We start from the raw sequence: 12,664 nt of genomic DNA on the forward strand, positions 1-12,664 counted from the left end.
TGATTCGTGTGCTTAGTTATAGCGGTGAGCTCTCAGCTTTAGCGTTTGAGAATTTCCTCACTAGCCAAGGAGGCGCTATATAGCTCACTTATAGCAAAGGCCAGCCCTAGATCGGCAAAATTTCCATTTTCCTTTGTTTCTTCAGTCGGTCCGAGTTGATTCCCAGAGACAGGCAAAACTACCATGACCGATAAGATTGCTTTTTTCCAAAAGCTTATACTTGTACTAAAATAATTATGGATAGTTTACTAAAGTCAGAATTACGGTCATGACTATTAAATCTAATCTAGCCCTATTGAAAGAACAACACATAGAAATTAAGGGCGGATATTCTAGAGTAGTTATGATAATGTATAAAGATCAATATAAAGAAAAGGAATCCAAAGATAAAACCATCGCTCAGAAATTTAATACCTATCATTTTGTAAAGTATAAAGAGCAAGTGGTTGACTTATAGCAATTCCCATAGTTGTGAGGTACAGAGTCTTAGGTTTTGAGGAGTCAGGAGTCAGGAGTTAAGATTTTGGTGTACCTCATGAGATTGGGAAACGCTATATTAACCCGTGGGTGTACCGTTAGCGTCGAGACAAGGACAATTATCGAGGAGATGAAAAAATTATCATAAAATATCCTGTGAGATGCGTTACTTAGCTGCGTTAGCGTTAGTAATACACCCTAATTCTGATAAATTCAAACTATTTAAAATACGGGTTTTTATTGGTCTTTTTTCATCCCAGAATATCAGAGATGAATAAAATTCCATCGCTAGGGAAGAATTGAGAAGCTGTAGTGTTTTCTGAGCAGTATCTAAATCATCAAAGCTTAAGAAGTAAACAGTATCATCGAAAATAACTGGTTGATTTTGATAGGGTGATATAAGTTGAAAATTCAGTTTCTTATAAAGTCCAGAAATGGCAATTTTAAAAGGAGAGAAGGTGTAAGAACCAACGCCGAATATAGAAAAATCTGGTTGATTTTGATAGATTTTGCTTTTTCTATTCCCAAAGTAATCTACATGATTAACTAGATACTGCCAAGTTTTTGGCGCTATATCTCGCATATTTTCTGTAGATTCACCAATAAACTTCTGAGTTACTAAAACGTATTTATTGATAATTTCTAGGCGATTTTGTGCCACATCTGAACCTTTAAGGAGAGGATAAAGATAGGTGGTTTCAATATCAACGATTTCCTTTAAACCATTGACAAAAATTCCATTAACTAACTGCAATTCCATGACTTTTGAGCAATCATGTTTAATACCTGAACGCCATTTTTCTACTAGAGGATGCCGATGATATAACTTCTCTAGTCTGATAAAAGTATTTAAATCTCTGACTAGAATATCATTTTGATAACCAATACGCTGAAACTCCCTTTCCTCAAAACTCTTGAAAACATCACAAAAGTAATTTTCTGATTGAGAATCAAATTGACAAAATAGGAGACAAGCATCTACATTAGCTTGAAAATATTTTTGAGTGTTTATCGGATAAATTGCCGAATAGGTGAGATTAATTTTCTGAGTATAAATATAGTTCAAAATTTTTCTAGAAACGGCTGTTTTGCAGATAATTGCCAGATAAGCTGAACGATGATTAAGACATTCAATCAATTTAATTAACATCCATTCTGAAATATCAAAGTTACTTTTTCCTGTGATAGCATCTAAACCATGATAACCTTGAGAGTTACTTTTTTGCGGTAAATTGCTACCATTAATCAATCCCTGTTTTGAGTTTGTTATCCAAGGTAGATTCCCCAAGAATAAAATATTCTCTTTCCATGCTTGAGTTAGAGCATTCCAATCACAGTCAAAAAAATTATTTTGATGAACTTGTATTCTTGTATCTTGGCATAATTGCTCATCTTGGGCTATCTGTGCAACATAATTAGGATTAATTTCAAAGCCAAGAATTTTTTCAGTTTGTTTGAAGGTAACTGCTGCCGATTTTAAAAAGTTTCCTGTACCACAAGTTGGCTCAATAATTACCTTGGGATTAACATTTATTTGTGATAACTTTTGGCAAATCTTTTCGGCTAACTCTAAAGGAGTTTGAAAGTCGCCGTATTCAACTTTAACTGGAGAAACTGACATTACTAATTCTCTCTATAAATAGCGATTAATCCTTCTTCTTGACCAGCAAGATCAATTACTCTAGTATATTGTAGTCTCCACTGTAAGGCGTTGGAAATGGTTAAAAATCCTTGTACTGGAGGATTAGCAAGAATTTCATCGGCTATATTGGCTGCTTCCATTTCATCAACGGGTAAGTTTTTATCTAACATAAAGGCAATTAAATCAGGCTCTTCGGGAATTGTTATGCAAATAATTAACTTAAAATAAAATTCGATGAGAGCAACTACGCTCAAAAGTAGCTGAAATTCATACAGGAAAGGACTTAAGGCACAAATAGATTAATACCAAAAGATAGACAATCGAGTTAAGATTTGATATAATAGCCAAAAACGAGATTATTTTACTTATGATACTTGACAAATTTTTGAACCTACAAGGAACCTGTATTCAAGGCTATCGACACCTAGAAAATATCGGTATAGTTTTCCAAATCGAATCGAAAAATAAAAAAGCAGCCTGTCCTCGTTGTGGGTTAGAGAGCGATAAACTTCACCAAAATCATCGACATTTAGTCAAAGATTTACCGCTCTCAGGTCAACCAGTGTACCTACAAGTTAATCGTCGTCAATTTAAGTGCGGTAATTGTCAGAAACCCTTTAGCGAAGAGTTAGATTTTGTCGCCAAGAAACGAACCTATACGAAAAGACTAGCCGAGAATATACTCGAACAATTAAAAGAAGGAGATATTTTAAATGTTAGTCGAAGAAATGACGTAACGGAAGAAGAGATTCAAAGAATGATAGAGGACATAGCTGAAGAAATTACAGAGACAGACCTATCGAAATTAAAAAGACTAGGAATTGACGAAATCGCTCTAGTCAAAGGACAAAAAAATTACTGTGCGGTTTTAGTAAATTTAGATACGGGAAAACTAATAGCTATTCTAGAGAAGCGAACACAAGAAGAATTGAGGGAAACGCTTACAGGGTGGGGAAAAGAGGTGTTAGAGCAAATTGAAGAAGTCAGCATAGACCTTTGGTTGCCCTATAAAAATTTGGTGAAAGAATTGATGCCATCGGCCGAGGTAGTCGCCGATAGATTCCATGTAATGAAACAAATTAATCAAGAGTTAGACGAACAAAGAAAAGCAGAAAAAAGAGCCGTAGAAGCGCAGAGAAATAAAAAACAGAAAGCGGAAAAAGAAGCGAAGCTAGAAGTTTTAAAGCGAAGTAAATATAGCTTGTTAAAAAATGAAAAAGATTTAACGGAAACCCAAAAAATCAAACTAGAAGCTATCAAAGAAAATTTCCCAAATTTGAAAAAGATGCACGAGTTAAAGGAAGAATTTAGAAAGATTTATGAAACCTCAGAGAATCCGACAGAAGGACTGCTATCCATCTCGGACTGGTTGGCAAAATCCTCCAGTGTTTTTACCAAGAGTTGTCAAACAATCCGAAACTGGTTTGGAGAAATCATTAGTTATTTCGAGCGAAGGACAACTAATGGGGTGGTCGAGGGAATCAACAATAAACTTAAACTAATAAAACGGAGAAGCTATGGCTTTAGAAACTTTCGGAATTTTTGGGTTAGAAGTATGTTGTCTTGGCATCTTGTCTGTTGATTTAGCATAAAGGGTAACGAAGAGCCTTAAATCATCTTTGTTACCCTGATTGTTTAAGATGTTGCGGATACCACGAGTCATCTGGAAATCAGCTGTTCTTTCAGCCGATACAAAAATTGTCGTGATCATTCTTAAATTGGCAGTGCGATTGAGACTATTATCTAACTTTTCATAAACAAAAATAATTAAGGAATATCCTAAGCCAAAAATCTTTTGTCTTGCGGATTTAAAAGGACAAGATGATTGTGGTTGTTTAGTACTGGTTACTTTTATATCAACCAGCAACTCAGGAAAATCGATACCACTGGCTGCATTACCCTCAACAAAATCATATTTTTCTTTTAGATATAGTTTAAACTTTTGTTCTAAGTAGGTTCCGATCGCTTTACCATCTGTAACACCGTAGAGCGAAGCTTCTTGATGTTGAGACTCTAAAGCTGAAAATATAGCCGCCTCATTACCTAAAGATTCTTGGGTTAATCTTGACATATATAGCTAAATTAATTAATCTCCTCGTTTTTTCTATCTGACAAAATTAGCAAGCTTTCTTAATTATAAGTCAACTGCCATCTATGTAATACATCGGGTTCTTCGTTACTTGGTATGGTTCGATAGGGGGGCATAAATCGACTAAATCCTTATCTGGTAAGAGACTTAATTGATTAGTTCGCTCTAGATCAAAAACAATTGACAAAAATCGCTAAATGCCTTTCTATATAAGGTTTACATCCCTTATAACTCCCGTCCATTGCATAACACAAACCGAAGAGCCATACATCGCTGTGAAGCTTGAGACAAAATATTATCGCTCATAGTTTTTTCTTAATATGAGATCGAGAAAAGTAGTCCTGTGACTTGGGATTAGCTTTGCTCAAGACTTTTAAATTAACTAAAATTATCGCGCACAACCCTTGTCTAAAACCTATCCCTTATAGAGATCTTTCTTAACAATTTGGTCAGTAAGGACTCTAACCCTTATCCTGACTTGATTTCAGTTTTTTCTTTGTCATTAAGGGTGTCAACAAGGAATATTACAGATTGTTAACCGAGTCTTGAAAGCCCTGTGCTACAAAGGTTTGAAATGTTAAGAAAGATGTGACTAATGGACAGGTCTAAAACCTCGCTCCTGGTTGGCGAAAAGTTTTTGGAGCGGAGTATAAATCCCCGTTACAAAAACGGACTCCTGCCCTCCGCTTCCTGCCTTCGTTAATTATTAACATAGACCGGGCGATGGTGGGGGAAAGAGGGTGAGTGCCCAAGGTCAAACCCGAAACCTAGCTGCTAACAACCGAAAAAGTTGGGTTAGTATGAGGGGAGATACCCTCTGAGGAGTTGCACTAATTATATGGACATCAAATTAATCTTGTTGGCATTGACGGCCGTATTCACCGTCTCTTGTCTCTTTTTCGGCACCCGCAACGGTTTTTACGATAGCGATAACTACGATGGCAACGGTTCCGCTCACTAACCAGTCATCATAATCAGGGTTGCCATGGTTCAACGCTCTACTGCCGTCTGGGGGTCAAAATCCCTTTTATCCTGTTTACCTTTTGGTGTCGGTCACGCGTCAGAAGGGGTTTGTCTCCTCCTGACAATCGGTCCCTATCGCCTACTTTTAGATTGCGGTTTGGCCGATATGCAACCCCTCACCCAAAACAAAAAACCACCCGTGGATCTGGTGTTCTGTAGTCATGCCCACAGCGATCACATCCGTGGGTTAATGGCTCTCCATCAGACCTATCCCCAATTGCCAGTTTATGCCAGTGAGGTGACAGTACAACTGCTGCCCCTACAATGGCCCGATTCTGCCGAGGAAATCGGTAGTTTCTGTCAGGGTTGGCCATGGCGATCGCCGATCGCTCTCTTTGATGATCTCACCGTCGAGATTTTTCCAGCTGGCCACCTCCCTGGGGCTGCCGTGGTCCTCTTCACCTACAAAACCCCCAAACGCACCTATAAGGTCCTCTATACCGGCGATTTTTCCCTGTCTAATTTTCAACTGGTGGAAGGATTATCGATCGATCTGCTGCGGGGAGTATCCCCCGATGTGCTGATTATTGAAGGCAGTTACGGCACAGAGCGCCATCCCCACCGACGACAGCAGGAAAAACAGTTGATGAATCGCATCTATCATGCGATCGCTGAGGGGCAAAATGTCTTACTACCCGTCCCCGCTTTGGGATTGGGTCAGGAAATTTTAAAATTACTGCGGTCGCACCACCAATTCACAGGCCGCGACATTGATATCTGGGTTGGGGGCAAGATCGCTAAAGCTTGCGATGCCTACCTGGAAATTTTACCACAATTTCCCGCATCTGTGCAAAATTTTGCCAAACATCAGCCCTTATTTTGGGATGAGCGCATCTGTCCCCGGTTGCGAAGGTTGCCAGAAAAACCGACACCTCTAGGGGGAACCACTCCGATAATTTTACTAATCGATCGCCTAGAGGAGGTGAGTAAATATCTGCAAGGGGATAAACCTTGGTTAATGTTAGCTCCCCAACACCTGCACGATATCAACCTGGAGAATCCCCGATTAAAAGCGACACAGCGTTCGCAATTAATTAGCCAAGAAACCTATCTACTGGCCGAACATAGCGATAGTCGCAACACCACCCAACTGATCCATAACCTGCGACCACAGCATATCATGTTCGTCCATGGCTCGCCCCTATATCTAGCGGATTTGACCAGTTTAGAAGAATTACAAAGCCGTTATCAACTCCATTCCCCGGCCGTGGGAACTCTGGTGGAATTGCCTATTGGCGATCGCTTTATGCAACCGACACCCCCGGCCCCCAGCCACTATGAGGGAGAATTAAATGAATCGGATTCGACCGTCACTATCACCTTACCAGAGCCGATCACCCGGGATCCCCGGTGGAGTAATTTCGCCGATACGGGACTGGTGGAAGCGCGCTGGCAAGGGGAAGAATTATTATTGCGGGGAGTCTCCCAACGGGAATTATTAAGCGAGAGTCCCAATCGCATCACCAAAGCTTTAGAGGAGATGGATTGCTGTCGTGTCTGTGTCCACTACAAAAGTCAGCGCTGTTGGAATCCCGCTTCTCCCCTCTACGGTTTTAAAGTGGTTCCCGAAGGCTATTGTCCCGTTTTTGAGGCCAATATATAATTAGGGTCTGCTGAATAAATCTAAAAACCTTGTTGGATAAGACTTTTGGACTTTTTTCCCCTCAAAAAGTGCCAGCCATTGCGGGGATCGGGGGGAAAATTCCTGGACTTTTTCCCAGAAAATTAGGTAGTTGACCACCTGAAAATCGATAAAACCCCACACCCCACACCCCACACCCCACACCCCACACCCTGTCCCCAGGAAAAGCTTTTTGCCGCAAACCCTAATTAGGGTCTGCGGCAAAAAGTTCCTAACCGTAATTCCCCTGCTGCTGTCCTTCGACCTGATTCTTACCGAGAAGGAGATCAAGTCAAAAAAAGAACCCTTGCCAAAATCTGAAACTGGCTCTCAAAGGGGAAGTCCAGTCATAACTTCTACTGTTTCTCCCGCTTGTATAGTAGTTTTACCCTGGGGAATTATGGCTAAAGCATTAGTACCCGCTAAATTAATTAAATTAGCCGAATTGTGTTGTCCAGAAGCAAGTTGAAATTGATAAACTCCCTCGATAATTTCTATTTTTCCCCAGAGATAAACTTCTCTTTGTCCATTAGATTGGAGAGTATCGCGGGTGACAACTCGCAGAAATTTGTTCTGATATTCTGTCAATCCCGATAATTTTTTAATGGCCATTTGCACGAAGCGCCAACAGGAAACTAAAGCAGAGACGGGATTACCGGGGATACCAAAGTAAATACAACCGTTAGGAAAAGTAGCAAAGGTTAGGGGTTTACCCGGTTGAATAGCAACGCTGCCAATCAGAATTTTTCCCCCTAATTCCCCTAAAATTCCCTCGATATAATCGTAATCTCCTACGGAAACACCGCCGGTGGAAAGGACGATGGCACTAGAATTAATGGCTTTTCTGATAGTTTCTCTGAGAAGATCGGGATTATCTTTGATTATACCTAAAGGTCTGGGAATTGCCCCTAAACTGGCGACAAATGCGGTTAAAGCGTAGCGATTCGAGTCAATAATTTGACCTTTTTGGAGGGTTTCATCGGGATTAATTAATTCATCTCCCGTGGAGAAAATTGCCACTTGGGGACGGGAAAACACTGTTAATTCGGTAGCTTGTGCCGTGGCTAAAACCGCTATTTCTGGGGAATTAAGGGCAATACCAGCTTTTAATAAGGTATTTCCCGCTCGATAGAATGTGCCACGTTGACGCACGAAAAGACCTATTTTTTCGGGAGGGATAAGAATCGCCACTCGCTCCCCTTGTTTTTGAGTATTTTCCTGCATAATAATCGTATCACTGCCGGCGGGTAACATCGCTCCGGTAAAAATCCGGGCTGTTTCTCCTGGTTGAATAATTTTTTCGGGGACTTTGCCGGCGGGAATTTCGGCGATAATCTTTAAAGTAACGGGATTTTCTGGATTAGTGTCTTTGACATCTTCGTAGCGGACAGCATAGCCATCCATAGCAGAATTATCCCAGTAGGGAAAGTCTAAATCACTGCTGATATCTTCGGCTAAAATGCGCCCAAAAGCTGCCTCTAGAGAAACTTTTTCTGTTTCTTGTCGGGGTTGAATTTGAGTTAAAATTATAGATTCTGCTTCTTTGACTGAGTACATGGATTAAACAAATGAACCGATTAGCTAGATTAAGGGTGGAAGATATACAAGCTTGGGTCGGGGAAGTGCATTTATCGGATAGGAAGGGTCAGACTGCCTATTATATACCGGTTTTGAACCAAGTTAATCCCGAGGTTTTCGCTCTCCAGATTCACTGTCTTGAGGGGGAGATTTTGTCTTGGGGAGATGAAACTGTAACTTTTCCTTTGATGAGTGTGATTAAACCTTTTTTGTTATTATATCTTTTAACTCATTTGGGGGAAGATGCTGTTTTTCGTCGCGTGGGAAAACAAGCTTCTAGTTATCCTTTTAATTCCTTAACTCAACTGCAAGAGGATTGCGGTTTTCCCCGTAATCCTATGATTAATAGTGGTGCGATCGCCTTGACAGACTTATTAGCAGGAGAAACGCCAGAATCTCGCTGTGAAAATTTGCTTTTATGGTTAAATGAAATGGGTAATTGTCAATTATTTCTCGATCACTCTGTGCTTGATTCTGTTCACTCCTATCCTAATGCACACAATCAAGCTTTAAGCTTAGAATTAGAAAAAAATGGTTATATCAGTCATCGTTATTTAGCCCTAGAAACCTACAATCGAATCTGTTGTTTATCTGGAAAAATTGCCGATCTTGCTAATTTAGGTAAGTTGATTTTAGCTTCTTCTTTTGCCGAAATTATTCTAGAAATTATGACTAATTGTGGACTCTACGAAGCTTCCCAACAATTCGCCCTTGAGGTGGGTTTTCCCACTAAATCGGGAGTTAGTGGGGCCCTATTATCAATTGTACCGAAACAGGGAGCGATCGCTTGTTATAGTCCTCTGTTAAATGAGCAAGGTAATTCAATTTTAGGACTTAATTTACTAACATATATAAGTAGGTGGATGGAATTAAATATAAGATGAACGTAGGTTGGGTTGAAGCATGAAACCCAACCCCCTGGGTAAGCAACTCACATAAAGTTCATTTTGTCAAGGATTGTTAAGATGCGCTTACCCTGATAATTCCAGTGATCAATTGGCTATCCTGATCATCTCTGGTGATTTTCCCGCAGCATAAATATCCCACATTGTCCGATAAGCTTTTTCTAAATTGCGGGTAAAAAGAAGGGTATCAAATAACGGATAAGTCAGACGATTTTGGGCTAGTTTCTGTTTAATTTCCTGCAATTTATCAGGAGATTTTGCTAAATTAATCGCTAAATTTTTATACTCCTCTAAATTCTTAGTAATTAATTCAGGTAGGCCAATAGCTGTCAGTAAACTAGCACCAACACGGGAAGGAAAAGTTGCACCTGGACAAGTTATAATCGGTAAACCTGCCCATAAAGCATCACTCCCAGTCGTATGAGCATTATAGTATAAAGTATCAAGAAATAAATCAGCTAGTTGATGTCGCGCCAAATGTTCCGACTTAGGTTGGAGATGGGCAAAAATTAAGCGATCGCCCTCAATTCCTCGCGCTTGTGCTTCCCGACGTAGATTTGCTTCCGCTTCTGCTACTCTCGAAAATAACCATAACACACTACCTGGAACATTAGCCAAAATTTGCATCCATACAGTGAATATTTGCGGCTCAATTTTATAGGTATGGTTGAAACAACAAAAGACAAAACCCGATTCAGGAAGACCATAATGGGAACGAGTAACAGGTTTAGATGATATAATTTGTTGATAATCATTAGCCTGATAACTATCCGGTAAAATTACCAATTTTTCAGTAAAATCATCAGCAGATTCTGGTGGTGTAACTATGGCATCACCAATAATATAGTCGATAAAATCTGCTCCCATTGTCCCCGGATAAACCAAATAATTAACTTGAATCGGTGCCGGTTTTAAAGCCAATATTTGCGTCCGCGCTTTATCAATATATCCCATCAAATCCACTAAAATATGCACCCCATCATGAAAAATCCGTTGTGCAGATTCCGTAATTGATAAAGTAGCAATATCATAAAAGCGATCGCAATCATTAGCAATGCGACGACGATATTCACTACCATCATCAGGACCATAGGAATAGGCAATTATTTCAAAGTTATTGCGATCATGTAAACCAAAGACACTTTGCATCAAATGACTGGTGGGATGATTACGAAAATCATGGCATAAATAACCTATTTTTAATCGTCCAGATCGGGTGCGGGAATGGTTAAAGTTGAGGGGTTTAGTAATCAATGCTAATTGTCTTTTAATTTCTTGAGCATAGTTAGAAGCTACTTTTAACTGTTGAGTAGCAGACCAAGGTTTATATAAGCTATCAAAGGGAGTTACTGCGGTAGTTTTTCTCTCTTGTAACTGTTTTTCTGTTAATTGCCAAAGTTGAATTAAATCAGCTTCTCTTGTGTCCCAATTACAAGTCATTTCCTTCATAGAAAATAAGCAAGCAAAAGCCTCTGGGGAATTAGGTTGAATGGCTAAAGCTTGCTTAAATACGCTCATAGCTGCTTCTACTTTGTCCTGTCTTCCTAACGCTAAAGCTAAACTATTGTAAGCTTTAATGTATTTAGGGTTAAGCTTAATTGCTGTTTGGAAATAAGCGATCGCTTCTTCAGTTTTTCCCTGTAGTTGTAACACATTTCCTAAATTAAAGTGTGCCTCTGGATAATTAGGGTTTTTCCTGATTGCTTCTTGAAAATTGACCACAGCATCCCCTAACTTATCCTGCATTTGTAAGACTAAACCTAAATTATTCTCAGCAAAAGCATAGTTTTGATTGCTACGAATAGCTTGGTTAAAGCAAATAATCGCCTCGTCTAAATCTCCCTTGCTAACTGCTATTATTCCTAAATTATTGTGAGCTTCTGCATAATTAGGATTAATCAATAAAGCTTGCTTGTAAGCCAAAATAGCTTGATCAATTTGTCCTAAACTATCCATGATTACCCCCAACTGATGCGGGAGCATCTCACCTTTGTAACCCCTAAATCAGGTTTTTATGTCAAGCTATTTTGAAAGCCTTGCTAGAAACCAGTTTTATGGATAAGTATAATTACTCACTTGCATAAATGAGATGCTCCCAACTGATGCCAAGCGGCTGCATATTGGGGAGATTGATTAATTAATTGTTGATAGAGAGCGATCGCTTCTTCAAGCTTAAGCTGTTTTTGCAAGGTGTATGCTTGCCGATAAAGGGTATCTGCTGGGGAAGTATCAGGCTGATTATTTGCTATATTTCCTCCAACTAAAGGAGAAATAGGATCAAGAGTAATAATTTTACTGATGTCATCATTTTGAAATCCTAAAGCTTGGGGACGTTTAACTCCTTCTAAGACTTGTATATCATAAAGTTCAGTCACTTCACCTTCTAAGCGTATCCAGTGAACAACTTCACCTGTTTTCAAGTCAATAATTAGCAGACCACAGCGAGGCTCTGCTTCTTTAGCCATTAAATTATCATCTAAGATTAACCCCGAAAAAGTCTTATCTCCCCCACGACTTTTAGATAATCCAACAATGGCATAATTTCTGACAAATGCTAAACCGCGCAGAAAACCAGGACAAAAAGTAACAGGCTCAAAAATGCCCTTATTTTGATCAATATAACCAAAGTAACCCGTACCCGCATTTAATAACCATAACTTACCCTGATAAAATCGGGGAGAATGAGGCATAGATAAACCAGTAGCAATTACTTCATTAGACTGAATATCAATGACACAACCGCCAGTTTGTCTTCTGTCTCTCCACCCATCCACCACATCTGATTGACTACAAGCGGTAACATAACGCGCCTTCCCATCTACCAAAGCTAAACCATTGAGATGACAACGATCTTCATTGACTAAAGCGGAAATAAACGACGGTTTCCATAGGGGAATACAACTATGGCGATCGCTGACTGTCGCCAGACAATTTAACATCGTACTGATAAATATAATTCTTTCAGAGAGATTTTCTATTGCCAAATCGTGAATATCTAAATCCCCAGTAGTATAACTAATGCGGGGGATATAAAGTTTATCGTAACCATTATAAAGCTGTTCGGATGATAGCACATTATCTAGTTGCCAGATTTGATAGCGGGAACTAAGATAAATCCTTTCTGGGGTAGTATATAAACCCATGGCGCGGTCAAATATCCGCTCAAATCCCGACATCCCCCTGTGGGGGTTAACTCCTAAAAACATCAGTCGAGAACTTTGATAGGTAGTAAAAGCCAGACTAATCTGCTGAGACTCTAACCAATCAATGAAATTACGGGAAGCAATTATCTCTACGGGGATAGATTGATTAGTGGGACTTAAACAAAT

At 39.5% G+C, this 12,664-nt stretch carries 12 protein-coding genes and 2 pseudogenes; 5 read left to right on the forward strand and 9 right to left on the reverse strand.

The window, feature by feature from the left end:
- Positions 1-38: 38 nt before the first annotated feature.
- A complete protein-coding gene (locus MAE_RS34275) occupies positions 39-185 on the reverse strand; it encodes a hypothetical protein (protein WP_002756797.1) in 147 nt (48 codons plus the stop codon).
- An 83-nt stretch (positions 186-268) separates the two neighbouring features.
- On the opposite strand from MAE_RS34275, the gene MAE_RS26320 reads away from it, so the two are divergent.
- Complete coding sequence (locus tag MAE_RS26320) at positions 269-457, forward strand: hypothetical protein (protein ID WP_012268195.1); 189 nt, start codon at positions 269-271, stop codon at positions 455-457.
- A 186-nt stretch (positions 458-643) separates the two neighbouring features.
- Here the strand turns inward: MAE_RS26320 and MAE_RS26325 are convergent, their stop codons facing one another.
- Together MAE_RS26325 and MAE_RS26330 are read right to left on the reverse strand one after the other, a co-directional pair.
- Positions 644-2,098: a restriction endonuclease subunit M gene (locus tag MAE_RS26325; protein WP_012268196.1), complete on the reverse strand. Its 1,455-nt coding sequence runs from the start codon at positions 2,096-2,098 to the stop codon at positions 644-646.
- Between the two features lie 2 nt (positions 2,099-2,100).
- Positions 2,101-2,373 carry a hypothetical protein gene (locus MAE_RS26330; protein WP_012268197.1) on the reverse strand — a complete coding sequence of 91 codons (273 nt, stop codon included), beginning with the start codon at positions 2,371-2,373 and terminating at the stop codon, positions 2,101-2,103.
- A gap of 113 nt (positions 2,374-2,486) precedes the next feature.
- On the opposite strand from MAE_RS26330, the gene MAE_RS26335 reads away from it, so the two are divergent.
- Positions 2,487-3,701, forward strand: a complete 1,215-nt coding sequence (locus MAE_RS26335; protein ID WP_012268198.1) for an ISL3 family transposase — start codon at positions 2,487-2,489, stop codon at positions 3,699-3,701.
- On the opposite strand, the gene MAE_RS26340 is transcribed toward MAE_RS26335, so the two are convergent.
- Together MAE_RS26340 and MAE_RS35950 are read right to left on the reverse strand one after the other, a co-directional pair.
- On the reverse strand, positions 3,618-4,190 hold the full coding sequence (locus MAE_RS26340) for a hypothetical protein (RefSeq protein ID WP_012268199.1): 573 nt from the start codon (positions 4,188-4,190) through the stop codon (positions 3,618-3,620). The two genes, MAE_RS26335 and MAE_RS26340, sit on opposite strands and share 84 nt — an antisense overlap.
- A 70-nt stretch (positions 4,191-4,260) precedes the next feature.
- A complete protein-coding gene (locus MAE_RS35950) occupies positions 4,261-4,395 on the reverse strand; it encodes a hypothetical protein (protein WP_269453953.1) in 135 nt (44 codons plus the stop codon).
- Between the two features lie 651 nt (positions 4,396-5,046).
- On the opposite strand from MAE_RS35950, the gene MAE_RS35955 reads away from it, so the two are divergent.
- The gene (locus tag MAE_RS35955; RefSeq protein WP_002737208.1) at positions 5,047-5,169 is read left to right on the forward strand and encodes a hypothetical protein; all 123 of its coding nucleotides are present in this window, start codon (positions 5,047-5,049) and stop codon (positions 5,167-5,169) included.
- A 24-nt stretch (positions 5,170-5,193) separates the two neighbouring features.
- On the forward strand, positions 5,194-6,834 hold the full coding sequence (locus tag MAE_RS26350) for an MBL fold metallo-hydrolase (RefSeq protein WP_012268201.1): 1,641 nt from the start codon (positions 5,194-5,196) through the stop codon (positions 6,832-6,834).
- Here MAE_RS26350 and MAE_RS33885 read toward each other — a convergent pair whose 3' ends face one another.
- Positions 6,835-7,077: a hypothetical protein gene (locus MAE_RS33885; protein ID WP_162467771.1), complete on the reverse strand. Its 243-nt coding sequence runs from the start codon at positions 7,075-7,077 to the stop codon at positions 6,835-6,837. It lies immediately after the preceding gene.
- 105 nt (positions 7,078-7,182) lie between these two features.
- Positions 7,183-8,409 (reverse strand): molybdopterin molybdotransferase MoeA, encoded by a 1,227-nt coding sequence (glp, locus tag MAE_RS26360; protein ID WP_012268203.1) that lies wholly within the window; start codon positions 8,407-8,409, stop codon positions 7,183-7,185.
- Between the two features lie 11 nt (positions 8,410-8,420).
- Between glp and MAE_RS26365 the strand changes: the two genes are divergently transcribed.
- Complete coding sequence (locus tag MAE_RS26365; RefSeq protein WP_012268204.1) at positions 8,421-9,314, forward strand: glutaminase; 894 nt, start codon at positions 8,421-8,423, stop codon at positions 9,312-9,314.
- A gap of 108 nt (positions 9,315-9,422) precedes the next feature.
- Here MAE_RS26365 and MAE_RS26370 read toward each other — a convergent pair.
- Together MAE_RS26370 and MAE_RS26375 are read right to left on the reverse strand one after the other, a co-directional pair.
- Positions 9,423-11,309, reverse strand: a pseudogene (locus MAE_RS26370) (tetratricopeptide repeat protein); the annotation flags it as partial.
- 131 nt (positions 11,310-11,440) lie between these two features.
- A pseudogene (locus tag MAE_RS26375) lies at positions 11,441-12,664 on the reverse strand (TIGR03032 family protein); the annotation flags it as partial.

The organism is Microcystis aeruginosa NIES-843 (assembly GCF_000010625.1).
In the GTDB taxonomy this organism is placed as follows: Bacteria; Cyanobacteriota; Cyanobacteriia; order Cyanobacteriales; family Microcystaceae; genus Microcystis; species Microcystis aeruginosa.